This window comes from Streptomyces sp. bgisy130 (assembly GCF_057708345.1).
Map to the genome: position 1 here is coordinate 1 of NZ_JBYISA010000034.1, position 25,211 is coordinate 25,211.

The window sequence follows — 25,211 nt, forward strand, 5'->3', positions numbered from 1 at the left end:
GAGCTTCCGGGCTGTCGCCACCCGCTACGAGAAACGCGCCTACGTCTACCTCGGAACCGTCACGGTCGCGACCCTCATGATCTGGCTCCGAACATGATCCGAGAAACAGCGCCTAGGTGTATTGACCCGCAGGGTTGTTCACGCGGCTGATCGGGGGTTGGCCTCCGAGTGCGGTGTGGCATCGGTGATGGTTGTAGATGTGCAGGAAGGCGTCCAGGGCGGCGGTGCGTTCGTCGTTGCTGGTGTAGGGACGCTGATAAGCCCATTCGTCGAGCAGGGTGCGGTGGAAGCGTTCGACCTTGCCGTTGGTCTGCGGCCTGTAGGCGCGGGTGAGCTTGCCGGTGGCGCCGAGACGGGCCAGAGCGTCGCGCCAGGCGAAGCTCTTGGGGTAGGGCCAGGCGTTGTCGGTCAGGACGCGTTCAATGCGGTCGATGCCCACGTTCTGGAAGAACGTGGCTGCCCTGTCGAGGAAGGCCGCGCAGGTGGCGGCCTTCTCGTCGCCGTGGACCTCGCTGTAGGCGAGGCGGGTGTGGTCGTCGACGGCGGAGTGGACGTAGTCGAAGCCCATGCTGCTGCGGGTGGCGCGGCCGGCTTGGCGGCCGAGGACTTTGTGGCCGCCGCCGTCGGGGATCCGGCCGAGTTTCTTCACGTCCACGTGGACCAGCTCGCCGGGGCGGTCGCGCTCAAAGCGGCGGATGACCTGCCCGGTGGGCCGGTCGAGGAAGGCCAGGCGGCCCAGACCGTGGCGGGTCAGGACACGGTGAACGGTGGAGGCGGGCATCCCCAGGATCGGCCCGATGCGGGCGGGTCCGAGCTTGTGGCTTGTACGTAGGTGGCACACACACGCTTCATCTGCTGCCGAGGTGCGGTGCGGGGTCCTGTGCGGACAGCTGGCACGGTCGTGCAGTCCCGCATCGCCTTCAGCCACGAACCGCCGGACCCACTTGTGAGCTGTGGTGCGTGAGATTCCCATCTCGGCTGCCACATGGGCCACGGGGCGACCGGACCGAACTCGGTCGACCAGCAGCCTCCTGCCGTGAACAGTCAACCGGGCATTACGGTGGGACACGAAGACCTCCGTTGTGCGGTGAAGCCTAGACACCTCCACCACACCGGAGGTCTTCGCCATTGATCAAACCCAGCCGGCTGTCAACAACGCTCGTGATCAATACACCTAGGTCGTGTCCGCAAAGTCGTTGGATCGTTGGACTGTTCGTGGTGCGTCGTCATGAGCTGACTGATGAGTCGTGGGCGGTGATCGAGCCGTTGCTCGCCTCCTGGCCGGGTACCTCCTCGTCGACTACATGAGCCTGGACGGGCGACCGGGATCGCTGCCCGTGTCGCTCAGTCGCCGGCGCCCGCGGCCCGCCCGCCGGAGCCGCAGCCTACCGAGGGGCGGCCGGTCATGGAGGACCGGCCGCGGAAGGGTGAGCCGCCTGGAGCCGCGTAAGGCGAGGGCCGCGCGACGGCGGCGTGAGGCCGGGAGGGTGTGCCCGCCGTCCGTCAGCTCGCCGTCTCGTCGGGCACGGTGTCGAGCATGCGGTCCGCCATTTCCCGGGCCGGGCCCGAGACCTTGTCGTGGACCTGGTGGAACACCCGCTGCGCGGGCCCGGCGGGCCAGTCTTCGGGCAGGTGCTGCACGGGTAGCCGCGGATCGGTTCTGATGATCCGGAGCCATTGGGTCTCGAGTCGGAGCTGCAGCACGAGCGAATCCGCGGGTTCACCCGGCGAGGACGTGCTGGCCAGACTCGCCCATTCGTCATGGAAGGCCCGGTACTGGGCGGCCAGTTCCTCCAGGTCGTAGGCGTCCCTGAGCATCTCCTCGATGTCCGTACCGGGATACGCCTGCGCGCGGAAGACCTTGACGTGCGCCTCCAGGCCCAGTTCCGCGACGATCTCGTGAACGTCCACCTCGCCGGGAGCGATCCACAGCCCGCTGAGCACCGGCCCAAAGCCCGCCCACACCAGTTTCGACCGCAGGTCGTGGCGCTGGCGCTGCCAGGACTCGGGGAGTGAGAAGCCGAGCAGGGTCCAGGTGCCGTCCCAGCTCTCGTTGACCGCTCCCATCTTCCAGATCCGTTCTTTCCCGTCCTCAAGGATCTCCCTGGAGCGTGGGCTGAGGCCGAAGTACATCCGGCGGCCGTGGCGCTGGCGCCGGAGAAGTTGGCGGTTGACCATGCGGGTGAGGGTCGAGCGGGTTGCCTGTTCGGACACGCCGTGGCGGGCGAAGACGTCGATGATGCTGCCCGAGAAGACGCAGATGTTCTGTCCGAGGACGCAGCTCCCGAGAAAGCCGAACATCAGCGACTGCGGGCGCAGGGACTGGCCATTCGCGGCGACGGGCGGCTGTGGCGTGTCGTTCAAAGTGACGTCTCCGAGTGGTTCCCGAGCCGGGGCAGGCCCGGTCGAGCATGCCCGCCTGAAAAGCAATGTTGTGCAGATAGTTGACGAGTCAATCAGACGCACAAGTTCGCCTCACGCAACGCTGAGCACCCGTCCAAAGGGTCCCACATGCCTATCCAGCAGCCCCAGCGGCATCGAGGCGGCTCCGAGTGCCTGGAGCGCCCGTTCCGGCACATCTCATGCTCCGAGCTGGACGGATGGGCTGGCTTCGGCTACAACCCTCCACTCCCGATGCCAAATGGGGCAGTCCTACGGTGCTCTGTCGGCTACTTGCCAGCCGGGCGTCGGCCCTCCACCGCTTTACCGCTCAGCTGGTGCCGCAGTTCTGTTCGCACCAGATGGTCTTGCCTTGCGGTGTGTGCCTGCTTCCCCATCGCTGGGAGAGCTGGGCCACTAGGAACAGGCCGCGTCCACCCTCGTCGAAGACGTGGGCACGGCGCAGGTGCGGCGCAGTATCGCTGGTGTCGGAGACCTCACAGATCAGTGCGCTGCTCCGGATCAGCCGGAGCTGGATCGGCGGCCGACCGTAGCGGATCGCGTTTGTCACCAGTTCGCTGACAATCAGTTCGGTGCCGAACGCGAGCTCCTCCAGCCGCCACTCGGCCAGACACAAAAGCACGTTCTCGCGGGCGGTCGCGACCGCAGCAGGGTCCGCGGGGACGTCCCAGGTGGCGACCTGGCTGGGGTCCAGAGCGCGAGTCCGGGCGATCAGGAGGGCCACATCGTCAGCGGGCAGCTCGACGAGCATCGCCTTGAGCACCACGTCACACAGGGCTTCCAGCGTGGGAGCGGGCAGGGTCAGGGCACGGCACAGTTCACCGAGGCGGGCATCCGCGTCGCGTGTGCGGGATTGAATGAGCCCGTCTGTGAAGAGCACCAGCATGCTCCCCTCCGGGACATTGACCTCGGCGTACTCAAAGGGCAGTCCCCCCACTCCGAGGGGCGGACCGGCCAACAGGTCAGGAGTGGAGGCCGTGCCGTCGGGCAATACCACGACAGGCGGCGGATGGCCAGCGGTAGCCATCGTGCACTGTCGCCGGACCGGGTCGTATACCGCGTACAAGCAGGTCGCGCCCACGCCTTCGGCGTCCTCGTCGGCGCCTGTCTCGTCGCCCGACTCGGCGGACAACTGGATGACGAGGTCATCGAGGTGGGTGAGCACTTCGTCCGGCGGCAGATCGACGTCCGCGAGGGTGCGCACGGCCCCACGCAACCGGGCCATGGTTGCCGAGGCACGTATGCCATGTCCGATCACATCGCCGACCACCAGGGCGACCCGCGCCCCCGACAGCGGGATGACATCGAACCAGTCGCCGCCCACGCACATCCGGAAGTCGGCCGGCAGGTGTGGCAAGTATCGTGTAGCGACGTCCACCGTGATCCCTTTGGGGGGCCTGCGCGGCAGCAGGCTGCGCTGCAACGCGATAGCGGTGGTGCGTTCACGGGTGTAACGGCGGGCGTTGTCCAGGGAGAGAGCCGCCCGGGCGGCGAGCTCTTCCGCCACTTGGAGATGGCCCTCCGTGAAAGCCTCGGGGCGGCTGCGGCCGCACATCAGCACGCCGAGGATCGTGCCTCGCGCCTGCAGCGGTACCGCGACTATCGATCGCATCCCATAACTCACCAGCGCGGCGGTCCGGTACGGGCTGAGCTTGATCCATTTGATGAAGCCGGGGTCGTCCTCGGCGCTGAGCAGGCCCCGTCCACCAGCGATGCAGCGTGCCGGCGGCGAGTAGTCGGGATAGGACTGCGTCTCGCCGAGCTCAGCGCCCATGGGGATGCCCGGGGAGTTCGCCCGATGGGCAACCCGGCGCAACGCGACCGCCCCGGGCGCGAGCTCTACCGTCGGCTCATCGCCACGGAATACCGAATCGAGCAAGTCGACCGTGGCTATGTCAGCAAACCTGGGGATGACCATCTCCGCGAGCTCGGTCGCGGTCTTGATTATGTCCAGCGAGGTCCCGACGCGCGTGCCCGCCTCGCTCAGCATCGACAGCCACCTGCGCGCCCAGTACCGCTCGGTGGTCTCGACGGCCGTGACGCACACGGCGTGCACGACTCCCCTCGCGTCCTTCAACGGCGAGAAGGAGATCGCCCAGGCACGATCCGAGGCCTGGCCTGGCACAACCGTTCGAACCTCGCGCAGCTGCGGTTGCCCGCTCGCCAGTACCTGACGCATCCCGCTCTCGGCCTCGGTGTAGAACAGCTCTGGACGTACCTCTCTAAAGTGGCGTCCCAGCACCTGATCGTCTCCAGGCAGGTCAAACAGACGACGCCACTCCTCGCTGACCCAGACATACCGCAGCTCCGCGTCATGGATCACCAGCGCGAAGGGTCCCTGCTGAGCAGCCCATACCAGCAGGTCCAGAGCATCTGGTTCACCCGCCTCCACCATTACTGCGCCGGTGAGCACCCACCGGACCTGCTCCCCGCCCAACGGCGCTGCCGCCACGACCATCGGCACCGTATGTCCTTCCCGGTGCCTCGCCGTGACAGGACGACGCCACCGGGTCACTGCCGCCCCGCCGGACAACGAAATGTCAGGCAACCCCTCGAAGAGATCCGCGGCAGGACGCCCCACCGCCTCTGCAGCCGTGTACCCGAGCAGGCGCTCGGAGCCGAGCCGCCACCCGCTGATGACTCCCCGCTCGTCAAGCTCGATAACCGCGACTTCAGGGAGGGGAAGGTCGCCACAGACCCCATTCCCCTGACTATCTCGTGATACCACGATGTGTGCTCATTTCACGCAGGCCGCCACTTACGATTTTATAGTAGAATTTCGGGTAGCGAGCAGCTCGGTGCCCCGATCATGTCTGTCTGGGAAATCGTGAACGCGCTCACAGACGCCTGGCAATCGGGCGTTTGTTGACGCCCAGGACTGGCTTACCACAGGGCGTCAGCGGTTTCACCGATTGGATTCAGTACGAGGCCGGTGAGCGGTTTGGCGAGAGAACCGCGAAGGCGCGGATCAGCGCGCTGATCGCCTGGAAGTTTGGAAAACGCCGTTCATGCTGGAGAGTTGGAAGTTGACTCCGGCACCCATTCGGCTGCACCCTCACAGCCCGTCCAGCCGCCGCTCGATGAACCGGGCCCGCCAGCGGTTCACCGACTGCTCGCCCACTCCGAGTTCAGCCGCCACCTGCTTGTTCGCCCCGCCCTCGGCACACCGCAGCGCAATCTTCGCCCGCAGCGCCAGGAACTGAGCGGTTTTCGCCCGCCTCGCCCAGCGCGACAACTCGGCGAACTCCTCAGCAGACAGCTTGACCGGCGGGTCAGGACCCAGCGTTGGTGGGTGGGCTGATCGCCGTCGGAGTCGTCGATGGCGGGCAGTTGGGCCGCAGCCCAGTCGTAGACGCGCGGGCCTTTCGCGCCGTTGCCGCAGGAGTGGCGCTCCCAGGCGTTGTCGGGTGCCTGGGCGATGGCGAAGTCGATGCGGCCCAGGGCGTGGACGTGCTGGGACTTCGGCACGTCCAGGATGTAGCCGACGCCGGCCTCCTCCACCATGCGGCGCAGCCGCCGTTCCTGGCCGTAGGCGGAGTCCGCGGTCACCCAGGCGATGGGCAGCGGTGAGGCCAGTGCCCGCATCACCATGGCCTTGGCCAGGTCGCCCTTGGTGGCGAACTCCCGCTCGTCGGGGATCCGTGCCGCCCGGCAGCAATCCCGGTCGGGCATCCAGGACTTGGGCAGATACAGCTCCCGGTCCACCAGTGCCCGGCCGTTGGATGAGGCGTAGGCGGCGAAGACGCCGATCTGGCAGTTCTCGGTGCGGCCGGCGGTACCGGAGTACCGGCGCTGCACTCCGGCCGAGACCGTGCCCTTATGCCGTCCGGCATCGGAGATTGGAGCGGTCCCGTCGTTGGGAAGATGCGGGAGATCACCCGGCAAGTACGCAAAGCCGTACTGGGTCTCTCGGACGCGCGAAGCTCGACACCAGGACGTGCGAGACCGGTCACCGCCGCGGTGACCACGTCCATCGCCATCTCGGTGGCCTGGTCGACATCAGTGACATCGACAGCTCTGCCAGCCAGGAGACCCTGAATGGCGCGATGCACCACCCGAAGCCATGCATGCCCGGCCTGCCGCGCCTTCGCTACTGCCGTATGGGCATCGCTGCCTTGCTGAATGTTGTTACGGAGTCTCTCCAGTAGGACAGGGCCATACACTCCGGCAATCGCCCCCGCGACTGCCCCTCCGAGACCGCATACAGCACTCAGTGTCTCGTGGAACCGCGCACCCGGAACCGGCACGCCCATAATGATCACTCACGGTCACATCAGGGCCATGCCGCGGAGGAATAGGCGATACGCCAACGTGTGGGCTTCCCAGTCTCAAGCCCCAGGTCCTGCTCAGCCGGGGGAGGGCAGTTGCCGACACGGCCGACGCAGGGCTGTAGTGGGCCTATAGCAATGCTATGGCTTCGATGACGATTCAGGTGAGCGGGAGACCCGTGATCACCTTGCCGAGCTGGCCAAGGAGCGTGGTGTGAGCATCGGCCAGCTGGTCGAAGCGCTTGCCGCGGAGCAGCCGACTGCGGCACAGCGGGCCGAGCGGCTGGCTGCCGACCGGGAGGTCGTACGCCGCATGATGGGGGTGGACATCCGCGACAAGGAGTTCGAGCAGGCACCCGACGTGCTCGCCAACATCTACAAGATCGCTGCCGAGAAGGTCCGGGCTGACAGAGGCACCGCGGCGTGATCATCCTGGACACCAGTGCCGTCAGGGCGCTCGCCGGCGGCCACAAGACGCTGAGCCTCCTGGCAGGCAACATGGCCAAGACGCCCGGCGAGTGCCTCAGCATCCCCGCCCTGTGCCTGACGCAGGCCGAAGCCGGTGAAGAGAACCTCTCTCAGCGTGTCCTCGCCTTCTCCTCCGTGGTTGTCGACAGCCTCGACACGATGGCTGCCGTCAGCGTGGGCACCATGATCCTCGACGGCTATGGCGGTCCGGATACCTGCCACGCCCCGTACTGTGCACTGCCGCGCCCTGAGTTCACCGGTATGGCGTTCCTGCTGACCGGCACCGAGGACGCCTATCCGCCCGGCGTGGTCACCGTCGACATCGACTCACCCGGAATGCTGGGCTTCCACTGACGGGCCAGTGGTCTGCGGCTGGAGACAGCATCGCAGCCGGCCAGCCCAGGCTCGGGCCCGCGCGTTCCATGCCCAGACCGCCTGGAACACCGCTGCCGTCATCGAGCGCGCAGCGGTGCTGCGTCATGAGGCGCGCGACGGATTCACTGAGGGGCAACGCTCATCTCGACGCCTTGGCGGCGAGGTGCGTAGAGGCACCGCGCGGATCTTGGAGCTGTTCTCCCCTCTGGACGCCAGCCGACCATCCCCTCGAACGCAAAAGGCTGCCCGGATCTGATCTTCAGGTCCGGGCAGCCTCCGTTGTGGGGTCAGGCGGCCCGTGCGGGCCGCGGAACCGACGCGGGGGCGGCGGCCTGGAGCGCGGCGAGGTGCCGGCGGGCGACGGAGCCGGGGCCCAGGAGCAGACCGTCGGGAGTGAAGTGCAGTGCAGCCAGGTGCTGTTGGAGGGCGGGCAGGTAGTTCCAGCGCACGCGCGGGTGGGTGGAGTGGGCGTATTGTTGCAGGTCGCCGTAGGGGAGCCAGGTCGCCGCAGCGAGCATCCACCAGCCCGTGATCTGCGCCCACTGGCCAGCCAGTAGAGCGGTGGGGGTCCAGTCGTTCGCGCGGGCGCGCTGGGGGGCTATGAGCTGGGCGGCGCCGGCAGTGCGGGGACGGCGGCGCGCGAAGCGGAGCCGGTTGATCTGACGCAGAGCGATGCCGGCGGCAATGACGGCGAGGCAGAGCTGCATGGGTGATCCCGAGGATGCGGAGGAAGGCAGGAAGAATCCCGATCCGCGTCACCACCGGCCCGCATCTCGCCTCGGCAAGCGCTGCGTGTCACAGGTCGAGGACGAGGCGGGGGCAGGCGGCGCGCGACACACAGATGAACATGGTGTCGTGCGCCGCCTGTTCCTCCGGGGTGAGCAGGGAGTCGCGGTGGTCCACCACGCCGTCGAGGACCGCAGTCTCGCACGTGCCGCAGGTGCCCTCCTGACAGGAGGAGAGAACCTGGACACCGGCTTCCTCCACCGCCTGGAGGACAGTCTTGCCCGGCGGTACGGTCACCGTGATGCCGCTGTGGGCCAGTTCGGCTTCGAAGGCGTCGTCCCGACCGTGCGGGACGCGCTCCTTGGGGGCGAATCGCTCGACGTGGAGCGCACCAGGCGGCCAGCTGGCGCAGCGCTGTTCGACGGCCGTCAGCAAGCCTTCCGGGCCGCAGCAGTAGACCAGTGTGCCCGGCTGGGGGGCGGCCAGTAGCCCGTCCAGGTCCAGCAGACCGTGGGCCTCCTGCGGGCGGATGAGCACCCGTTCTCCATACGCTGCCTCCAGATGCTCACAGAAGGCCATGCTGGCGCGGCTGCGTCCGCCGTACACCAGCTGCCAGTCGGCGCCCCGCCGCTCGGCCTCCGCCACCATTGGCAGGATGGGCGTAATGCCGATGCCGCCGACGATGAACAGGTAGCGGGGGGAGCCGACCAGCTGGAAGTGGTTCCGGGGGCCGCGCACTCGGACCGTGTCGCCCTCGGCCAGCTCGTCGTGCACGTGGAGGGAGCCGCCGCGGCCCGATGCCTCGCGCAGCACAGCCACTTGGAGGACGGAGGTGTCCCCCGGGTCGCCGCACAGCGAGTACTGGCGAACCCGGTCCGGGCCGAGTACCAGGTCGATGTGGGCGCCCGGGCGCCATGCGGGCAGCCGCTCGCCCGCGGGGTGGGAGAAGGTGAGCCGGACGACGCCGTCGGCGAGGGGTTCCTTGCGTGCCAGGGTCAGGTCGAGTTCGACCTCGGTGCGCGGAGGGCTCGTGGGGGTCATGGTGGTTCTCTTTCCGGGCCTCGGGCCGCTTCAGGTGAAGGCAGCATGCACAGGGTGAGGGACGGGTGCGGGAGCGGACTTGGGTGCCGGGCCGGGGCGGTGGTTCGCGGGGTGGCCCAGCAGCCAGTCCCACAACTCCACCGGCTCCTCGAACTCCCGCTCTGCTCCGCAGTGGCAGACGGCCAGCAGCCGGTCGGTGCCGAGCACCCAGTGGATGCGGTAGACGTCGTCGCCCGTCAGGACGGCGGGGTGATGCGGGTTCATCGGACCGTCGCCGCCGGCTGCTCGGCACCGGACTGCGCCAGGCGGGCGAGGATGCGGCGGGCGGCGAGGCTGCCGGTGTCGATGTTGATGCTCAGCTCCTGGTAGCCGGCCTCCTCGGTGTCCAGGGACTTCTGCAGCACGTGGAGGGCCATGACGTCCTGCATGACCACCGTGTGGTTGTTGGTACGCAGGAATTCGGTGACCGTCTGGTCGCCGAGGGCGAAGTCCCGGGCGACGGCCCAGAAGTCGTACGTGGTCTTCTCCGTGGAGGGGGTGATGCCGTAGACGACCTCCACATGGAAGGCGTGCGGGTCGCTGCCGTCCGCGTTAGGTCCAGGTGCACCGGCGGGGGCGATGCGGGAGTGCAGGAGGTACAGGCCCGGAGCGTGGTACTCGATGTCCTGCCAGCGGCTGATGCGCCCCTCGATGCCGGTGGACTTGGCGTAGAACGGTGGGCACTCCGCGTCGTTCATGTGCCGACTGACGTACACGACACCCGCGGTGTCGTCGACCTCCGTGGTGATCGGGGTCTCCGCTACCTCAGGAGTGCCGATGTAGCCGCCGTGCAGGTACGTCTCGTGGGAGAGGTCCATGAGGTTGTCGACGAGCAGACCGTAGTTGGCGTCGATCGGCTCCATGCCGGACACGACGGTGTAGTCGGGCGAGTCCATCCACGGGGCCCGGGGCGGCAGGGTGGCGCCCGGCTCGCGGTCGCCGATCCACACCCACACGAAGGAGTCCTGCTCGACCACCGAGTAGGTCTGCAGCCGCGCGGTACGCGGGATGCGCTGCTGTCCGGGCACGGACACGCAGCCGCCGTCGGTGCCGTAGGTGAAACCGTGGTAGCCGCACACCACCCGGTCGCCGTCCAGCCGGCTCGGCGCTTGCGACAGCGGGAAGCGGCGGTGCACACAGCGGTCGGACATCGCCACAGCACGCCCATCCTCGGTGCGGTACAGCAGGACCGGCTCATCCAGCACAGTGCGGCCGAGCAGTGCACGCCCGACCTCGCGGCCGTAGGCGGCGACGTACCACTGGTCGCGTACGAAAGCAGTCATGATCGTCTCTCCTTGTAGGTGTGGGTGTGGGGCATAGAGGTGGGTCAGCTCGGCGCGGCCCCGGCGGCCGGGGCCGCGGTGGCAGGCGCCGTGCCCGGTGCCGCGGCGGGCCACAGCAGCAGAAGAAGGGCCGCGGAGGCGACGAAGATCGCGCTGAGCAGCAGCCACCGTTGGGAGGAGCTGAGCTATCACTCCGGCGACATGGCTTTGCCAGTGAAGGCCATGACAAGCACCTCGAAGCCGTCGAGCACGTTGAACAGGACACACACCGCGATCCCGCCCCACTGGAGCCGGCTCATCGGCCCTTCGTCGAGCGCGGCGCGCAGGGAGCCGTTCACCGGACGGTTCCTGGTGTAGGGGAAGAGAGCGGCATAACCATGGCAGCACTCCGTTGTCGACTGCGTGGTGGCCGTCGACACCCGGCGCTACCAGGCGGGTGCGTCCCGGGCGGGCCGGGGCTTGGGCATCGACAGTACGACCATCGTGCGGTGGTCGGCGGGTCACCAGGGGCCCTTCCGGATGCCGGGAAACATTCCCGAACTGCCGGCCGCGCGCGGCAGGCCGGAGCGAGAGCGTGGTTCAGATACGCGGCGCGGCCATGGCGCGGGAGATTGTCCGGGCGCTGGTGCAGATCAGCGGGGCCAGCGCGTGCGGGGAGGTGCTGCCATGGCGTACCACCAGTGAGACCGCTGCGATCACCGCACCGTCGCCGCCGCGCACCGGCGCGGCAACCGACAGGGAGTCCGTCGTGACCTGGCGGTCGCTCACCGCATAGCCATTGGTGCGTGCCTCGGCCAGCATGCGCCGCAACGTATGAGGGTCGGTGACCGTGTGCGGGGTGAAGCGCTCAAACGGGCCGTCGAGCACCGTGTCCTGCGTCTCGGTGGGAGCGTGGGCGAGCAGGACGAGACCGACGCCGGTGGCGGTCAGCGCGAAGCGCCCACCGACCCGGGTCAGGACGGGAACCGCACCGGAGCCTGCGATGCGCTCCACGAAGACGAGTTCTCTCCCTTCCCGCACCGCGAGTTGCACGTTCTCGCGGGTGATCTGCGAGAGGTCCTCGAGGAATGGCAGCGCCCGTTCCCGCAGCCCCTGCCCGCGCGGTGCCAACGAGCCGACCTCCCACAGTCGCAGGCCGACGCGGTAGCAGCCGTTAGCGTCGCGCTCCAGGGCTCCCCAGGCAAGGAGCTCGCCGAGCATGCGGTGCACGGTCGAGACCGGCAGCCCGGACCGCCGGGACAGCTCGCTCAACGTCATCTCCGTGCAGTCCGCGCGGAAGGCGCCGAGGATCTGCAGGGCCCGGCTCAACACGGGCCCGGTGCCGGAACCGGACCGTACAACAGGCTGTTTCACCGAGGCTCCTGTGCTTACCGTTCGCTGGGCCAACGCTGTTCAGACGGTGATGTCGGGGTAGGGCATCGTGGCGTGCGCAAGGCGTCGGGCGTATTCCTGCTGGAAGCCGAGAGGTTCATCGTAGTCCTCTTCGAACAGTGCGATGAAGAGGGTGAAGGTGGCCTTGCCCGGCAGGTACAGGCTTTCCAGGCTCACCGAGGCATTTCTCGATGTCGCCGCCGGATATCCACTCGACCGCCTTGCGGTCGAACTCCGGGTCCGGCCCGCTGTCACCGAACTGCCGGGGCCGCCGCCGATGATGCCGACGGTGGTGTGCATCAGTGCACCTCTTCTTCGAGGATTCGGTTGGCGATGGCGAACGCGGCGTTCGCCGCGGGGACACCGCAGTAAATCGCCGACTGGAGCAGGACTTCCTGGATCTCGTCGGGGGTGAGGCCGTTGCGCAGCGCGGCGCGTATGTGCATGGCCAGCTCTTCGTGGTGCCCGTGGGCCACCAGCGCGGTGAGGGTGATGCAGCTGCGGGTCTTCCGGCTCAGGCCGGGCCGGGTCCAGATCTCGCCCCACGCGTAGCGAGTGATGAAGTCCTGGAAGACGGAGGTGAAGGGGGTGGTCGCGGCGATGGCTCCGTCGACATGCGCGTCACCGAGGACGGCACGGCGCACGGCCATAGCGGCGGACGGCTGGGAGGCTTCCGCGCCTTGGCTCTCCCCGTTTTCGGCGAGGTGGCAGAGAAGGGCGGCCAGGACGGGCGCCGGGCGTTCGACGCTCGCCAGGTGAGCGGCGTGCGCCACCTCCATCAGGCTCGCGTCGGGTATGCGGTCGGCGAGTTCGCGGGCCTGGCCAACCGGCACCGCCATGTCCAGACGGCCCGCGACGATGAGGGTGGGCGCGATGATGCGCGGCAGCTCGGCGCGCAGATCGAACGCGGCCAGCGCGTCACAGCAGACGGCGTGCGCCTCCGGGTCGGCGGCCCGCATGTCGGCCACCAGTGCCTCGGCGGCTGGGTCGGCCGCGAATTCGGGGGTGAACCAACGGGTGGCTGCCGTGTCCGCGACCGGGTCGGTGCCCTTGGCGCGGACGAGCGCCGCCCGCTCGTGCCAGCCCTGCGGCTCGCCGAAACGCGCCGAGGAGCAGAGGAGGGCCAGCGACTCTATCCGCTCGGGGTTGTGCGCGGCGAGATGAGCGCCGACGGCACCGCCGAGGGAGATCCCGGCGTACGCGAAACGGTCGATGCCCAGCGCGTCGGCGAGTTGGAGCACCAGCCGCGCGATGCCGCCGACGGTGGCCGCGCCGCCTTCGGTGTCCGTGAGCAGGCCGGCGGGTGAACCGCCGTGCCCGGGCAGGTCCCAGCGGATGACCCGGTGGCTCTGGGCGAGGCTGGGGACCTGGGGCTCCCACACAGCCAGCGAGGTGCCGAGCGACGGCCCGAGGATCAGCGGCGGCGCGGAGTCCGGCCCGTCCTCGCGGTGATGCAGCAGCCGCTGCGCAGGGCCAGGGGTGATCATGCGGTCTCCTCGAACTGGTGGTGCGGTGCCACGGGGCCCGTCCGGGACGGGGAATCCCGCCACGACGAGGGCAAGCGCCGGCCATCCCAGGACAGGCCGGCACTCCTGATCGACGCAATCCACCGGGCCGGACGTCGGCTGCGAACGGGCACCCCGAGCGGCGGATCCCTCGCAGACGGCGGCGATCAGACGCGGTCATGGAGCAAACCCCTCGCTGCCGGGAGCCCGCAGCGCACGGTCCACGAGGGCACCCGCCGAGCCCAAGTAGGCTGCCGGGTCTGTCAGTTCGCGCAGGCGATTCCTGGGAAGGGCTTCGGCGAGGTCGGGCTCCTCCTGGAGCGCCGCGTCGAGATCGAGGCCCTCTTCGACAGCGCGGCGGGCAGCCCGTTCCATGACCGCTCTGGCTTCGCCCCGGCCGATGACGGCGGCGAGGGCTGCGGCAACGTGTTCGGAGACGATCAGGCCGTCGGTGGCGTGGAGGTTTTCGCGCATGCGGTGCTGGTGGACCCGCAGCCCTTCGGCGAGTTCGGTAGCGTCGCGTGCGGCGCCACCGGTCAGCCGCAGTGCCTGTCGCAGCGGCTGCCACTCGGCGTGCCAGGCACCCGCGGGGCGCTCGTCCTCGGTAACGAGGCAGCCGTACAGGACGGAGGCGAGCGCGGGCACCTGCCGGGCGGCGGCCGCGACGAGGGTCGCCCGTACGGGGTTGGCCTTGTGCGGCATCGCCGACGAGCCGCCGCCGCGGCCCTCGGCGACCTCACCAGTCTCCGTACGGGACAGCAGCAGCACATCGGCCGCGATCTTGCCGAGCGCCCCGGCGGTGAAGGCCAGCGCCCCGCCGAGGTCGGCGACCGGTGTCCGCAGGGTGTGCCAGGGCAGCGTGGGTTCGGCCAGCCGGGTCTCGGCGGCATAGGCGGCGAGCAGCCGCAGGCCGAGATCGGGCCCCACGGGTGAGCCGTCGGCTTCCGCGAAGGCGTGGAACGCCGCCAGGGTGCCGGCCGCGCCGCCGAGTTGGGCGGGCAGGGCCGAGCGGACGGCGGCGAGGCGGTCACGCGCGTCGAGGACCAGGGCGCGCCAGCCCGTGGCCTTGAGGCCGAAGGTGGTGGGGACGGCGTGCTGGGTGAGGGTACGGCCGGGCATGGGGGTGTCGCGGTGCTCGGCCGCGAGGCGCGCCAAGGCCTGTGCCGTACGGTCCAGGTCGGCGACGACGGGCTCCAGGGCCCGCGCCGCGACCAGCATCGTGGCCGTGTCGAGGATGTCCTGGCTGGTCGCGCCGCGGTGGACGTATTGGGCCGCGTCCGGGTCACGCTCGGCGACCGCCGCGGTGAGGTGGGCGACCAGCGGGATGACCGGGTCTCCACCGGTGCGGGCGCGCAGCGCGAGGTCGCGGGCGTCGTAGCGCGAGGTATCGGCAGCGGCCGCGGTCACCGCTGCTGCCGCCCCCTCGGGCGCAAGCCCGAGCGTGGCCTGGGCCCGAGTCAGCGCCGCCTCCGCGTCGAGCATGCCCCGCACGTACGCGGCGTCGCCCGTCGCCTGCTCCGCGGCCGATCCCGTCCAGCCCGGACAGAGCAGCCCGCCGTCGTCGTCAGTCGAAGTCAAGGAAGACCGTCTCCTCATGCGTTCCGTCGTCCTGCAGACGGATGTCGAAACGGTGGACCCGCTCGCCCTCGGGGGCGGCGAGCAGCGTGGCCCGGCGCTGCGGTTCCAGGGAGGCGAGCAGGGGGTCGTTCGCGCCCTCGGTCACATACGCCCTGGTGTGGAGGTGGCGCGTCAGACCACGTGCGAAGACGATGACCGCGAGATACGGCACGCCGCCCGGCGGCAGCGCACGCAGCGTGTAGTGGCCGTCCGCGTCGGTGGCGACCCGGCCGAAGCCGGTGAAGTCCACACCGTTGCGTCCCAGATAGCCGCCGGTGACGGGATCGCGGCGCAGTGATCCTGAGGCAGCGGGGCGCGAACCGTCGGGGGCGGTCTGCCAGAACTCCAGCAGCGCATCGGGGACCGGTAGGCCGGCGCCGTCGTACACCTGGCCGTGCACGGTGATGGTGTCGGGGTGTCCGGCGGTGGCGACCTCCTCGCCCTTCGGGAAGGGCAGGGCGTAACCGTAGAAGGGGCCGACGGTCTGCGACGGCGTGGGCAGCGGGGACGGCATCAGCGACCCTCCTCCATCCAGGTGGCGGACGGGCCGTCGAGGACGATGTCCCAGCGGTAGCCCAGTGACCATTCGGGGGTGGACAGGTCGTGGTCGTAGGCCGCGACGAGACGCTGACGGGCGGCGTCGTCGGCCACGGACTGCAGAATGGGGTCGTACGCGAAGAGCGGGTCGCCGGGGAAGTACATCTGGGTGATCAGCCGTTGGGTGAACGCCGTCCCGAAGAACGAGAAATGGATGTGCGCAGGTCGCCAGGCATTGAGGTGGTTGCGCCAGGGGTAGGCGCCGGGCCTCACGGTGACGAATTCGTATTCGCCCTCCTCGCCGGTCAGGCAGCGGCCGACGCCGGTGAAATTGGGGTCGAGTGGCGCCGGGTGGTCGTCGCGCTGGTGGGCGTAGCGGCCCGACGCGTTGGCCTGCCAGACCTCGACGAGCTGGCCGCGCACGGGGCGTCCGGCGCGGTCCAGGACCCTGCCGGTGACCTTGATGCGCTCGCCGAGCGGTTCGCCCTGGTGCTGGCGGGTCAGGTCGTGGTCGAGGGCGGTGACGTCGGTGACACCGAAGGCCGGGCCGGACAGTTCGACGGCCTCGGGGTCGCGCAGGGCGACGAGCGGCCGCTTGGGGTGGCGCAGCGTGCTGCTTCGGTAGGGGGCGTAGTCGCGGTTCGGGTGGTTTTCGACAGGCGCGCCGTCGGCGACGCGCTTGGCGTACGCCTCTCGTTCGTCAACGATCTCGCGGGTGATCTGCTCCTGTTTCAGGGGCTCCGCGCTGGGGGCGGCTGCGGTCATGACTGGATCTCCTCGGTGGCCGGCAGGGTGCGGGGCGCGCTTGCGCGGGGGTGCCTCATCGCTCCAGCACCAGGGCCAGCCCCTGGCCCACGCCGATACAGAGGGCGGCGGCCCCGGTGCCGGAACCGGCGGCGGCAAGCTGGTGGGCGACCGCCCCGGCGATGCGGGCGCCGGAAGCGCCGAGCGGGTGGCCGATGGCGATGGCTCCGCCACGCGGGTTGAGGATCGCGGGGTCCAGGTCGGGCCATTCGGCCACACAGCCGAGGACCTGGGCCGCGAACGCCTCGTTGAGCTCAAGGGTGGTGAGGTCCGCGAAGCTCTTTCCGGCCTTGGCGAGGGCCCGGTTGACCGCCTCGACGGGGCCGAGCCCGAAGTAGTGCGGCTCGATCGCGGTGACGGCGGAGGCCCGGATCCGGGCGAGCGGCTCCCGGCCGGTGGCTTCGAGCCCCTCCTCGTCGGTGAGCAGCAGCGCGGCCGCACCGTCGTTGAGCGGCGAGGCGGTGCCTGCGGTGACTGTGCCGTTCTCCTTACGGAAGGACGGCTTCAACTTGGCCATGGCCTGAAGAGAGGCGGTGTCGCGAACGCATTCGTCGCGGGCGAAGAGCACCGGCTCGCCCTTGCTCTGCGGGATCTCGACAGGCACGAACTCCGCGTCGAACAGGCCGTCCTTCCAGGCGCGCGCGGCCTTCTCGTGACTGGTCAGCGCGTAGGCGTCCTGCTGCTCACGGGTTATGCCGTGCTTCTCGGCGATCAGCTCCGCGCTCTCGCCGAGCGGAACCGTCCACTGCGGCTCCATCTTCGGGTTGACCATGCGCCAGCCGAGCGTGGTCGAGTACAGTTCCTGGTGTCCTGCGGGGAAGCCCCCTTCAGGCTTGGGCAGGACCCATGGCGCGCGGGACATCGACTCGACGCCGCCGGCCAGCGCGATGGAGGTGTCACCGACCGCGATCGACCGGGCGGCCTGGATGACGGCTTCGAGGCCGGAGGCACACAGCCGGTTGACGCTCACACCGGGGACGGTGACCGGGAGCCCGGCCAGCAGCACCGCCATCCGCGCGACATTGCGGTTGTCCTCGCCGGCGCCGTTGGCGTTGCCGAAGAAGACATCACCGATACGGGCCGGGTCGAGGTCCGGCGTACGGCCGAGGAGGCACCGCACGACATGGGCCGCGAGGTCGTCGGGGCGCACGCCGGACAGTGCGCCTGCGTACTTGCCGACCGGGGTGCGGACGGCATCAACGATGTAGACGTCCTTCATGCGGTCACTCATCACCTACCGGCCTTTCCGGCAGCCTTGAGGGCGCGCAACGCGGTGAGTTCGCCGGCGGTGGGCTCGGCGGTGGTGCCGATGGCGTCGGCTGTCTTCAGCTCCCAGCCGGTCGCCGCCCGCACCTGTTCCACGGTGGCACCGGGGTGGAGTTCTGTCAGGACCAGCTCGGCGGTGGCCGGGTCGGGCCGCAGGACGCCGAGGTCGGTGATGACAGCGGTCGGCCCCTTGCCGCGCAGGCCGAGCCTCCTGCGGTCGTCGGGGCCGGAGCCGTGGCCGACGGAGGTGACGAAGTCGAGCTCGCCGACGAAGTTGCGTGGGGAGTGGCGGAGCACAATGAGTACTTCGCCACAGTTGGCGGCGATCTCGGGGGCGCCTCCCGCGCCGGGGAGCCGGCCCTCGGGTTTGTCCGGGCCGCGGTCGATGACCGTGGTGTTGATGTTGGCGTACCGGTCGAGCTGGGCGGCGCCGAGGAAGCCGACGTCGATCCGGCCGGCCTGGAGCCAGTAGCTGAACATCTCGGGTACGGAGACGACGGTGTCGGCCGTCTCGGCGAGTTCGCCGTCGCCGATGGACAGCGGGAGCCGGGCGGGCTTGGAGCCGATGGCGCCGGACTCGTAGATGAGGACGAGACCGGGGTTGACGGTGTTGCGGGCAAGGTTGGCCGCAGTGCTCGGCAAGCCGATGCCGACGAAGCAGGTCCTGGCTCCGGCCAGCGCGCGGGCGGCGTTGACCTCCATCAGCTCGTCGGTGGTCCAGGTCGCGGTCGCGGTGGGGGTGGCCATCAGGCCGCTCCTGCGGTCTTCAGCACGTTTCCGTCGGTCTGCAGCACGTGCTCTTCGATCCAGGACTGGAACGCATCGCGGTCCCGGGCGATCGAGTCCCAGGCGCGGTAGAAGTCGTTGTCGCGGACCGTGTATCCGGCGGCGTACGACGGGTGGGCGCCGCCCGGGACTTCGGCGACCGCGGTAATGGCCCAGGTCGGCAGGAACACGGTGCCGGGCTTCGGCTCCAGCTCGTCGACGATCTCTTCGACGGTGACCAGAACCCGCTCGGCGGCTAGCGCGGCCTCCTTCTGGATTCCTGGCAGGCCCCATAGCTGTACGTTTCCGGCGCGGTCTGCCTGCTGGGCGTGGATGACGGTGACGTCCGGGTTGATGGCGGCGACGGCCGCGAGTTCCTCGCCGGTGAAGGGGCAGGTCACCGTGGCGACCGTGGCGGTCCGCTCGACCAGGCCGGTCCCGCGGTAGCCGCGCAGCACGGCGAAGGACAGACTGGAGGCGCCGGCGACATAGCGGTTGGCCATGCCCGCGTGACTGTGCTCCTCGACCTCCAGGGGCCGCGGCCAGCTGTTCTCGACAGCGTCGCGGAAGCGGTGCAGCGAGCCGACGCCGGGGTTGCCGCCCCAGGAGAAAACCAGCCTCTTCACCAGTCCGGCACCGATCAGCTGGTCATAGACCACATCGGGTGTCATCCGTACCAGCGTCAGGTCGGTGATCCCCTGGCGGATCACTTCGTGTGCCGCCTGGAACGGGATCAGGTGGGTGAAGCCCTCCATGGCGACAGTGTTGCCGTCATGGATCAGCTCCGCCACCGCCTCCTGCAGAGTCCGGATGTCAGCCACGGTTCCCATCCTCGAAGCTTGTTCGTCCAGTGAACTTTAGTCCATAATGCGAATTTCCAGAGTCTGCTCCCAGGCCGTTGCCGCTGTCAACGTTGCGAGCCAGTACGGTTGCGACGAGATTTCGTCACACTGAAGTGCCCATGACATCTCACGCCGCCACTGCCGCGACCCCGAAAGAGTGCGTGGGCCCCTGATCCGAGGCCTCGCGGTACTGCGCGAACTGGCCGCGGCCGACGGACGGCAGCCCGTGAGCGATCTCGTACGGGCCACCCGGCTGGCCCGCTCCACGGTCGACCGGGTGGTGAGCACCCTCGCTCGCGCCGGGTATCTGCGCGTCGAAGGCCGCGACGCCGTGCTCACCCCCCCCGGCTGATGGAACTCGGCAACGCCTATCTGGAAGCCTGCCGCCTGCCGGGCGTGCTGGGCCCCCTGGCCGACGCCCTTCGCCGACAGTCTCGACGAGTCGGTGTCGATAGCGGTCCCGGACTCGGACGGACTGCGCTTCGTCCACCAGGCGACCCGGCGTCGCGCCATCTGCTCACCCCGCACGTCCTGGAGCTCGGGTTCGCCCACCTGTCCGGGCTGACACTCCCCCAGATCGCCGAGCCGCACCTTGTTCAGCTGATGAAGCGGGTGCACGACTCGGCATCGATGGCGGTGCTGCTGGAGCACGACATCCAGTACGTGGCCCGGGTCCCCACGGTGCGCATCATGAGCGTCAACATCACGGTGGGGACGCGCTTCCCGGCGTACGCGACCTCAATGGGCCGGGTACTGCTCGCGGGCCTGCCCTCCAAGGAACGCGCCTGTCGCACGCGGTCCTCAAGCCGGTCACCGGGCACACGGTCACCTCCCCGGACCGCCTGGCCGAGATCCTCGACCAGGTCGCCCGGGACGGCCACTCGCTCATCGACGAGGAGCTTGAGGAGGTCCTGCGGTCGATCGCCGTACCAGTCCACGACCGCGCCGGACACGTCATAGCGGCGGTCTCAATGCACGCCAGCCGCCGCTCCGCCGGGCAGGCGCGTGCCGAGCTGCTGCCCCCGCTGCGGGAGGCGGCCACGCACATCGAGAACGACCTGCATGTGGCCGCCCGGGTGCCCGTGGCCTGACGGCGTATCCGCCAAGTCGCCGGGCTCCGTCTCCTGGGGTGTCGCTACGCGTAGAAGCGCGAGACGCTCTGCAGGCCGCAGGCAGGCTTGGCGCCGCCCTCGGTCTCGATGGTGCCCTCAACGGTGATCTGCACGCCGCCGGCCACCTCCTCCACCTCAGCCAGCCGCGCCACCAGCCGGACCCGGGAGCCGGCCTTCACCGGGGAGGGGAAACGGACCTTGTTCAGGCCGTAGTTGACCTTGGTGGTGACGCCCTCGACGTCCAACAGCTCGGTGAACATCGGGATGAAGAGGGACAGCGTCAGGTAGCCGTGGGCGATGGGGCCGCCGAAGGGGCCTTCCTTGGCCCTCTCCACGTCCACATGGATCCACTGGTGGTCGCCGGTGGCGTCCGCGAAGGTGTTGATGCGCTCCTGGGTGATGTCGATCCAGTCGCTGGTGCCCAGGTCGGCGCCGGCGAGCTTCTTCAATTCGTCCAGGCCGTTGACGGTGATGCCCATGGAAGGTCTCCGGTTTCGTGACTCGGTGTTTTCGTGACGGGAATCGGGGGTGGTCGGCGCCGTGGTCAGGCCGAGCCGTGCTGGCGCCGGACCCGGGTCTTGAGGAGCTTGCCGGAGGCCGTTCGGGGCAGCGCCTCCACGACCACGACGGACTTGGGGATCTTGTACTTGGCGAGCCGTCCGGCCAGCGAGGCCAGCACCTCGTCGGGGTCGATCCGCACTCCCTCGCGGGCCACGACCACCGCGCGGCCGACCTCGCCCCACCTTTCGTCGGGCACGCCGATGACGGCGCACTCCACGATGCCGGGATGGGCGAGCAGCACGTCCTCCACCTCGGCCGGATAGATGTTCTCCCCGCCCGAGATGATCATGTCCTTGAGCCGGTCGACGATGGTGACGAAGCCGTCCTCGTCGACCCGGGCAGCATCCCCGGTACGGAACCAGCCGTCGGCGAACGCCGCGTCACTCTCCTGAGGCAGCCCCCAGTACCCCGGCATGACGTGCGGCCCGCGCACCAGGATCTCGCCGGTCTCCCCCACCCCGACCGGGCTCAGGTCGGGCCGGACGACCCGTACGTCGCTGAAGAAGTGCGGCACACCGGCCGACCCCGCCTTGCTGACCGCGTGCTCGGCGTCCAGGAAGAGGGTGCCGGGCGCCGCCTCGGTCATCCCGTATCCCTGCATAAAGGTGAGACCGCGGCTCTGGTACGTGGCGATGAGCGAGGTCGGTACGGGCGAGCCGCCGCAGGAGAGCATGCGCAGGGACGACAGATCCGCCCCGGCCCAGCGCGGATGGCGGGCGATCTGGTCGAACATGGCCGGCACCCCGAACATAAAGGTGATCCTGTAGTCCTCGATCAGCTCGAAGGTGCCGCCAGGGTCGAACGCCTCCACTAGGACGCAGCAGCCGCCCTTGAGCAGCACCGGGAGCGTCAGCATGTTCAGCCCAGCGGTGTGGAAGAGCGGGGCGGAGACCAGCGCGACCTCGTCGGCGATGAGGTCCTGGTCGACCAGTACGTTCACGGCGTTCCAGGTGAGATTGCCATGAGTGAGCATCGCGCCCTTGGGGCGGCCGGTCGTCCCGGACGTGTACATGATGATGCAGATGTCGTCGAGCCCGACGGGCTCGTCGATCGGCTCGGTGGAGGCGTCGGCGAGCAGGTGCTCGTAGTCGGGACCGACGACGATACGGGTCCGTACGTCGGTCTCGCCGCGCAAACCCTCCGCCAGGACACCGTGCGAGGGGGCGTGGATCAGCGCCTTGGCCCCGGAGTCCGCCAACTGGTAGGCGACCTCGGGTCCTGCCAGCCGAGTGTTGAGCGGTACGAAGACCGCGCCCAGCACCCCGGCGGCGAACAGGGTCTCCAGGTAGGACGGATGGTTGGCACCCAGGTAGGCGACCCGGTCGCCGCGCCGGATGCCGGCCGCGCGCAGGACGTGGGCGAGGCGGATGGTACGCGCGTGCAGTGCGGCATAGTTGACCGCCACGTCTCGGTGGATCAGGACCACGCGGTGTGGGGTCTTGCGGGCCCGGCGCGCGGGCCACGATCCCAGTCCCTCGTTGCGCATCGTCGCGCCCCTTTACGAGTGGGTGAGCTACGAGTGGGTGAGCCCGAGCAGCCGGGCGGCGTTGTCCTTGAGGATCTTCGGGCGTACCTCGTCCTTGATTGCCAGCTTGTCGAAGTCGGCGAGCCACCGGTCGGGCGTCAGGACGGGGTAGTCGGAGCCGAAGAGGACCTTGTCCTTCAGCAGCGTGTTGGCGTACTGCACCAGCTGCGGCGGGAAGTACTTCGGCGACCAGCCGGGCAGGTCGATGTGGACGCCCGGCTTGTGGGTGGCCACCGCCAGCGCCTCGTCCTGCCAGGGGAGGGACGGGTGCGCCAGGATAATCTTCAGGTGCGGGAAGTCGGCGGCCACATCGTCGATGTGCAGCGGATTGGAGTACTTCAGCCGGATGCCGCCGCCGCCCGGTACGCCCGCGCCGATGCCGGTCTGGCCGGTGTGGAAGAGGGCGATGGAGCCCGTCTCCTCAATCACTTCGTACAACTCGTAGGCGATCGCGCGGTCGTTGGGGAAGAAACCCTGGATGCTGGGGTGGAATTTGAAACCCTTGACTCCGTACTCCTCGACCAGGCGCCGGGCCTGCTTCGCCCCGGCCCGGCCCCGGAAGGGGTCGATGGAGGCGAAGGGGATCAGCACATCCGCGTTGGCGGCGGCCGCCTCGGCGACCTCCTCGTTCGGGACAGGCTCGGTGCCGGTGGCCGACTCGGCGTCAACGGTGAAGATGACAGCGGCCATCCTGCACTCACGGTAGTAGGCGGCGGTCTCCTCCAGCGTCGGCTTCCGCTTGCCCTCGACCTTGAAGTACGCGCTGGAGGCATCGTGCAGGTCGTCGTCCAGGGAGGAGTTTCCCTTGGACGAGAGCTCGGCGTGCATGTGGACGTCGATGGCGACCAGATCGTCCACGCTAATGGCAGACATACTCACGCCTCCGGGATCTTGGGTGCCGGGATGCCGACGGACTCCGGCTCGCTGCCGACCGAGCTGTGCCAGGTGGCGGCAATGGTCTCAGGGTCCAGCCGCCGTCGGCGTACGCCACCTTGGTCTCCTGTGGGTGCGACCACACATCCAGCTTGTCACCGCCGATGCCGATGTACTGGCCGGTGACGTCACGGGCGGCGGAGGAAGCGAGGAAGGGAACGAGAGCGGGGCAGTCGTCGGCGGCGCCGAAGCCTCGCCCTTGCGCAGGAAATCCGGCAGCGGCTCGCCGTTGCGGTTCGACCCGATGTACGGGGGCGATGCCCGCCTTGGCGGCGGCGTAGTTGGTCTGGCCAAAGTCGCCACGCTGACCGGCTGGGGAGCCGACGAGGAGAAGGCTGCCGCCCTCGTCCTGCTCGCGCATCTAGACGGCGGCGGCGAGGGTGAAGGTGCCCTTGAGGTGGGTGGTGATGACGGCGTCGAAGTCCTCATCGGACATCTTCCACAGCACCTTGTCGCGCAGGATGCCCGCGTTGGTGACCACAATGTCCAGTCGCCCGAACTCGGAGACAGCGCGGCCGGCCATGCGCTCAGCGGCCTCTGTGGTGGCGACGGCGACCTTGCCGGTCAGGTCGGTGGAAGCGTTCGGCACGGCTTGGTGCCCCTTCGGCCGGACGAGGGTGAGGGTGCTGCGGGGACGCAGGGACACTGCTGCCCGGTCCCGAGTGACTCACGAAATAGAAGTTATGACCAATCATTGTTGTCGTCAATAGTTTCCCGAAACCTTGGTATCCAGCATGCTGGCAAGAACACACCTCAAGCCCCGGCACGGCCCCGGCGCCAGGAGCAAGAGATCACCGGCACAGAGAACGGCTCGACTACGACCCGAGCGCCACAGTGAGCCTCGTGGACGACCTGCAGAATTTCGACTTCGTCGAGCGCCACCCCTCCCCCGATGACCGCCGCAGCCGCATCGCGGTCCTGGCGGACGCGGGCCGGGACGCGCTACGCGACACCGACAAGGCGAGCCGCCGGGTCACCGACGACCCGCTCGCCCCGCTGGGCGCCGAGCAGCGCAAGGCCCCGCACACACTGCTGCTGCGGGTGTCCGACCGGGACCGGGGCTGAGCCGTGCCGAGCGGCCAGGTCCCCAGGTCCGCCGCGATGCCCGGCTGGAACCGCGCCCCACCCCGTGGGCACGGGTCGCCCCGCTCCTACTTGGCGATACGTACACACTCCTCGACCTTCGCCAGGTGCCACGCGCCCGTCACGGCGTGCCCCGCGCCCGAGGAACCGTCCCGCGGATTCTCAGCGTCAATGAAGTCCGACTACACACCCTGCTGAGTTCGCACGCAGTGCACCAGCGCACTCAGCGTGCCCAGGTCGATGGCGCCCCTTCCCCGCTGCTCACCACCCGGCACCCGCCCCCGAGGGCGCCAGCCACCCAGCCACTCCACCCGGCAGTTCACCAGCCTCGCCCTAGACAAATCGGCCTGACCAGCCAAGATTCCCGACCGGCGTCAGAAGGTGCACCGAAACCCGCTCTCGCTTACCAAACCAGGGAGTTGAGCGTTCGGTTCGATGTGGGAACGTCGCCGTGGATCGCGTCGGATGAGCTTCGGGACCGTCTTGAACCGTTGCTGTCACGGCGTGAGCGGCGGTTCCGGCATACAGGTCGGCGGCCATTGCCGGCCGGCTCCGAGTGAGCAATTTGCAGGCGCACCTCGCACTGTCCGTGGGGGACGTGGTCGGACTGATCGTGCGCCGCCACCCGGCCGCGCCGGTCAGCCGTTCCCCCGCCTCCCGGACTCAATTCGGAACACCTTCGACATCACC

At 69.2% G+C, this 25,211-nt stretch carries 27 protein-coding genes and 4 pseudogenes; 8 read left to right on the top strand and 23 right to left on the bottom strand.

The features are described from left to right. Nucleotides 1–97 (top strand): annotated as a pseudogene (locus AC3EUV_RS30470) (IS5/IS1182 family transposase); the annotation flags it as partial. A 15-nt stretch (nt 98–112) separates the two neighbouring features. On the opposite strand, the gene AC3EUV_RS30475 reads toward AC3EUV_RS30470, so the two are convergent. The 5 genes and pseudogenes from AC3EUV_RS30475 to AC3EUV_RS30495 all read right to left on the bottom strand — a co-directional run. Continuing rightward, entirely contained in the window at nt 113–1,069 is a 957-nt protein-coding gene (locus tag AC3EUV_RS30475) for an IS481 family transposase (protein WP_435604359.1), read from the bottom strand. A 434-nt stretch (nt 1,070–1,503) separates the two neighbouring features. Then, the gene (locus AC3EUV_RS30480) at nt 1,504–2,364 is read right to left on the bottom strand and encodes a PaaX family transcriptional regulator (RefSeq protein ID WP_435604324.1); all 861 of its coding nucleotides are present in this window, start codon (nt 2,362–2,364) and stop codon (nt 1,504–1,506) included. 346 nt (nt 2,365–2,710) lie between these two features. Beyond that, nucleotides 2,711–4,858, bottom strand: coding sequence for a SpoIIE family protein phosphatase (locus AC3EUV_RS30485; RefSeq protein WP_435604360.1), 2,148 nt, complete (start codon nt 4,856–4,858; stop codon nt 2,711–2,713). Between the two features lie 597 nt (nt 4,859–5,455). Then, the gene (locus AC3EUV_RS30490) at nt 5,456–5,539 is read right to left on the bottom strand and encodes a hypothetical protein (RefSeq protein ID WP_432144799.1); all 84 of its coding nucleotides are present in this window, start codon (nt 5,537–5,539) and stop codon (nt 5,456–5,458) included. 122 nt (nt 5,540–5,661) lie between these two features. Then, nucleotides 5,662–6,228 (bottom strand): annotated as a pseudogene (locus AC3EUV_RS30495) (IS701 family transposase); the annotation flags it as partial. 654 nt (nt 6,229–6,882) lie between these two features. On the opposite strand from AC3EUV_RS30495, the gene AC3EUV_RS30500 reads away from it, so the two are divergent. Beyond that, the gene (locus AC3EUV_RS30500; RefSeq protein ID WP_435604325.1) at nt 6,883–7,095 is read left to right on the top strand and encodes a hypothetical protein; all 213 of its coding nucleotides are present in this window, start codon (nt 6,883–6,885) and stop codon (nt 7,093–7,095) included. Further along, the gene (locus AC3EUV_RS30505) at nt 7,092–7,490 is read left to right on the top strand and encodes a hypothetical protein (protein WP_435604326.1); all 399 of its coding nucleotides are present in this window, start codon (nt 7,092–7,094) and stop codon (nt 7,488–7,490) included. Before AC3EUV_RS30500 ends, AC3EUV_RS30505 begins: the two co-directional genes overlap by 4 nt. 308 nt (nt 7,491–7,798) lie before the next feature. Here AC3EUV_RS30505 and AC3EUV_RS30510 read toward each other — a convergent pair whose 3' ends face one another. The 14 genes from AC3EUV_RS30510 to AC3EUV_RS30575 form a co-directional block, all read right to left on the bottom strand. Next, a complete protein-coding gene (locus AC3EUV_RS30510; RefSeq protein WP_435604327.1) occupies nt 7,799–8,218 on the bottom strand; it encodes a hypothetical protein in 420 nt (139 codons plus the stop codon). An 88-nt stretch (nt 8,219–8,306) separates the two neighbouring features. Beyond that, the gene (locus tag AC3EUV_RS30515) at nt 8,307–9,278 is read right to left on the bottom strand and encodes a PDR/VanB family oxidoreductase (RefSeq protein ID WP_435604328.1); all 972 of its coding nucleotides are present in this window, start codon (nt 9,276–9,278) and stop codon (nt 8,307–8,309) included. A 30-nt stretch (nt 9,279–9,308) separates the two neighbouring features. Further along, the gene (locus tag AC3EUV_RS30520; protein ID WP_432144789.1) at nt 9,309–9,542 is read right to left on the bottom strand and encodes a hypothetical protein; all 234 of its coding nucleotides are present in this window, start codon (nt 9,540–9,542) and stop codon (nt 9,309–9,311) included. Further along, on the bottom strand, nt 9,539–10,600 hold the full coding sequence (locus tag AC3EUV_RS30525) for an aromatic ring-hydroxylating oxygenase subunit alpha (RefSeq protein WP_432144788.1): 1,062 nt from the start codon (nt 10,598–10,600) through the stop codon (nt 9,539–9,541). The genes AC3EUV_RS30520 and AC3EUV_RS30525 overlap by 4 nt, the downstream gene beginning before the upstream one ends. A 188-nt stretch (nt 10,601–10,788) precedes the next feature. After that, on the bottom strand, nt 10,789–10,938 hold the full coding sequence (locus AC3EUV_RS30530) for a hypothetical protein (RefSeq protein WP_432144787.1): 150 nt from the start codon (nt 10,936–10,938) through the stop codon (nt 10,789–10,791). Nucleotides 10,939–11,179: 241 nt separating this feature from the next. Further along, the gene (locus AC3EUV_RS30535; RefSeq protein ID WP_432144786.1) at nt 11,180–11,953 is read right to left on the bottom strand and encodes an IclR family transcriptional regulator; all 774 of its coding nucleotides are present in this window, start codon (nt 11,951–11,953) and stop codon (nt 11,180–11,182) included. Between the two features lie 39 nt (nt 11,954–11,992). Next, a complete protein-coding gene (locus tag AC3EUV_RS30540) occupies nt 11,993–12,271 on the bottom strand; it encodes a hypothetical protein (protein ID WP_432144785.1) in 279 nt (92 codons plus the stop codon). Further along, nucleotides 12,271–13,458 carry a bifunctional 3-oxoadipate enol-lactonase/4-carboxymuconolactone decarboxylase PcaDC gene (gene pcaDC / locus AC3EUV_RS30545; RefSeq protein WP_435604329.1) on the bottom strand — a complete coding sequence of 396 codons (1,188 nt, stop codon included), beginning with the start codon at nt 13,456–13,458 and terminating at the stop codon, nt 12,271–12,273. Before pcaDC ends, AC3EUV_RS30540 begins: the two co-directional genes overlap by 1 nt. A gap of 195 nt (nt 13,459–13,653) precedes the next feature. Next, the gene (gene pcaB / locus AC3EUV_RS30550) at nt 13,654–15,054 is read right to left on the bottom strand and encodes a 3-carboxy-cis,cis-muconate cycloisomerase (RefSeq protein ID WP_435604330.1); all 1,401 of its coding nucleotides are present in this window, start codon (nt 15,052–15,054) and stop codon (nt 13,654–13,656) included. Beyond that, the gene (pcaG, locus tag AC3EUV_RS30555) at nt 15,041–15,607 is read right to left on the bottom strand and encodes a protocatechuate 3,4-dioxygenase subunit alpha (RefSeq protein WP_432144782.1); all 567 of its coding nucleotides are present in this window, start codon (nt 15,605–15,607) and stop codon (nt 15,041–15,043) included. The genes pcaB and pcaG overlap by 14 nt, the downstream gene beginning before the upstream one ends. Beyond that, a complete protein-coding gene (pcaH, locus tag AC3EUV_RS30560) occupies nt 15,607–16,395 on the bottom strand; it encodes a protocatechuate 3,4-dioxygenase subunit beta (protein WP_432144781.1) in 789 nt (262 codons plus the stop codon). The genes pcaG and pcaH overlap by 1 nt, the downstream gene beginning before the upstream one ends. 55 nt (nt 16,396–16,450) lie before the next feature. Continuing rightward, a complete protein-coding gene (locus AC3EUV_RS30565) occupies nt 16,451–17,653 on the bottom strand; it encodes a thiolase family protein (RefSeq protein ID WP_432144798.1) in 1,203 nt (400 codons plus the stop codon). A gap of 11 nt (nt 17,654–17,664) precedes the next feature. Continuing rightward, nucleotides 17,665–18,447 carry a CoA-transferase subunit beta gene (locus AC3EUV_RS30570; RefSeq protein WP_435604331.1) on the bottom strand — a complete coding sequence of 261 codons (783 nt, stop codon included), beginning with the start codon at nt 18,445–18,447 and terminating at the stop codon, nt 17,665–17,667. Further along, a complete protein-coding gene (locus AC3EUV_RS30575; protein ID WP_435604332.1) occupies nt 18,447–19,286 on the bottom strand; it encodes a CoA transferase subunit A in 840 nt (279 codons plus the stop codon). The genes AC3EUV_RS30570 and AC3EUV_RS30575 overlap by 1 nt, the downstream gene beginning before the upstream one ends. A gap of 178 nt (nt 19,287–19,464) precedes the next feature. On the opposite strand from AC3EUV_RS30575, the gene AC3EUV_RS30580 reads away from it, so the two are divergent. The 3 genes from AC3EUV_RS30580 (at nt 19,465) to AC3EUV_RS30590 (ending at nt 20,398) form a co-directional block, all read left to right on the top strand. Beyond that, nucleotides 19,465–19,659, top strand: coding sequence for a helix-turn-helix domain-containing protein (locus tag AC3EUV_RS30580; protein WP_435604333.1), 195 nt, complete (start codon nt 19,465–19,467; stop codon nt 19,657–19,659). Between the two features lie 251 nt (nt 19,660–19,910). Next, a complete protein-coding gene (locus AC3EUV_RS30585) occupies nt 19,911–20,267 on the top strand; it encodes an IclR family transcriptional regulator domain-containing protein (protein WP_488187987.1) in 357 nt (118 codons plus the stop codon). Next, nucleotides 20,150–20,398: an IclR family transcriptional regulator domain-containing protein gene (locus tag AC3EUV_RS30590; RefSeq protein WP_488187894.1), complete on the top strand. Its 249-nt coding sequence runs from the start codon at nt 20,150–20,152 to the stop codon at nt 20,396–20,398. Before AC3EUV_RS30585 ends, AC3EUV_RS30590 begins: the two co-directional genes overlap by 118 nt. 44 nt (nt 20,399–20,442) lie before the next feature. Here AC3EUV_RS30590 and AC3EUV_RS30595 read toward each other — a convergent pair whose 3' ends face one another. The 4 genes and pseudogenes from AC3EUV_RS30595 to AC3EUV_RS30610 all read right to left on the bottom strand — a co-directional run. Continuing rightward, nucleotides 20,443–20,898 (bottom strand): MaoC family dehydratase, encoded by a 456-nt coding sequence (locus tag AC3EUV_RS30595; RefSeq protein ID WP_432144779.1) that lies wholly within the window; start codon nt 20,896–20,898, stop codon nt 20,443–20,445. Between the two features lie 65 nt (nt 20,899–20,963). Further along, nucleotides 20,964–22,466, bottom strand: a complete 1,503-nt coding sequence (locus tag AC3EUV_RS30600) for an acyl-CoA synthetase (RefSeq protein ID WP_435604334.1) — start codon at nt 22,464–22,466, stop codon at nt 20,964–20,966. A 27-nt stretch (nt 22,467–22,493) separates the two neighbouring features. Next, nucleotides 22,494–23,378, bottom strand: coding sequence for an amidohydrolase family protein (locus tag AC3EUV_RS30605; protein ID WP_435604335.1), 885 nt, complete (start codon nt 23,376–23,378; stop codon nt 22,494–22,496). A gap of 2 nt (nt 23,379–23,380) precedes the next feature. Next, nucleotides 23,381–23,994 (bottom strand): annotated as a pseudogene (locus tag AC3EUV_RS30610) (SDR family NAD(P)-dependent oxidoreductase); the annotation flags it as partial. Between the two features lie 287 nt (nt 23,995–24,281). Here AC3EUV_RS30610 and AC3EUV_RS30615 point away from each other — a divergent pair. After that, on the top strand, nt 24,282–24,503 hold the full coding sequence (locus AC3EUV_RS30615) for a hypothetical protein (protein WP_435604336.1): 222 nt from the start codon (nt 24,282–24,284) through the stop codon (nt 24,501–24,503). Between the two features lie 437 nt (nt 24,504–24,940). After that, a pseudogene (locus tag AC3EUV_RS30620) lies at nt 24,941–25,066 on the top strand (IS5/IS1182 family transposase); the annotation flags it as partial. Nucleotides 25,067–25,211: the final 145 nt, after the last annotated feature.

Coding starts and splice junctions, on each gene's coding strand:
- AC3EUV_RS30485 (WP_435604360.1), bottom strand. CDS start 4,858: ATGGTCGTGGCGGCAGCGCCGTTGGGCGGGGAGCAGGTCCGGTGGGTG.
- AC3EUV_RS30510 (WP_435604327.1), bottom strand. CDS start 8,218: ATGCAGCTCTGCCTCGCCGTCATTGCCGCCGGCATCGCTCTGCGTCAG.
- AC3EUV_RS30515 (WP_435604328.1), bottom strand. CDS start 9,278: ATGACCCCCACGAGCCCTCCGCGCACCGAGGTCGAACTCGACCTGACC.
- AC3EUV_RS30520 (WP_432144789.1), bottom strand. CDS start 9,542: ATGAACCCGCATCACCCCGCCGTCCTGACGGGCGACGACGTCTACCGC.
- AC3EUV_RS30525 (WP_432144788.1), bottom strand. CDS start 10,600: ATGACTGCTTTCGTACGCGACCAGTGGTACGTCGCCGCCTACGGCCGC.
- AC3EUV_RS30540 (WP_432144785.1), bottom strand. CDS start 12,271: ATGCACACCACCGTCGGCATCATCGGCGGCGGCCCCGGCAGTTCGGTG.
- pcaDC (WP_435604329.1), bottom strand. CDS start 13,458: ATGATCACCCCTGGCCCTGCGCAGCGGCTGCTGCATCACCGCGAGGAC.
- pcaG (WP_432144782.1), bottom strand. CDS start 15,607: ATGCCGTCCCCGCTGCCCACGCCGTCGCAGACCGTCGGCCCCTTCTAC.
- pcaH (WP_432144781.1), bottom strand. CDS start 16,395: ATGACCGCAGCCGCCCCCAGCGCGGAGCCCCTGAAACAGGAGCAGATC.
- AC3EUV_RS30565 (WP_432144798.1), bottom strand. CDS start 17,653: ATGAAGGACGTCTACATCGTTGATGCCGTCCGCACCCCGGTCGGCAAG.
- AC3EUV_RS30570 (WP_435604331.1), bottom strand. CDS start 18,447: ATGGCCACCCCCACCGCGACCGCGACCTGGACCACCGACGAGCTGATG.
- AC3EUV_RS30585 (WP_488187987.1), top strand. CDS start 19,911: ATGAAGCGGGTGCACGACTCGGCATCGATGGCGGTGCTGCTGGAGCAC.
- AC3EUV_RS30595 (WP_432144779.1), bottom strand. CDS start 20,898: ATGGGCATCACCGTCAACGGCCTGGACGAATTGAAGAAGCTCGCCGGC.
- AC3EUV_RS30600 (WP_435604334.1), bottom strand. CDS start 22,466: ATGCGCAACGAGGGACTGGGATCGTGGCCCGCGCGCCGGGCCCGCAAG.
- AC3EUV_RS30605 (WP_435604335.1), bottom strand. CDS start 23,378: ATGTCTGCCATTAGCGTGGACGATCTGGTCGCCATCGACGTCCACATG.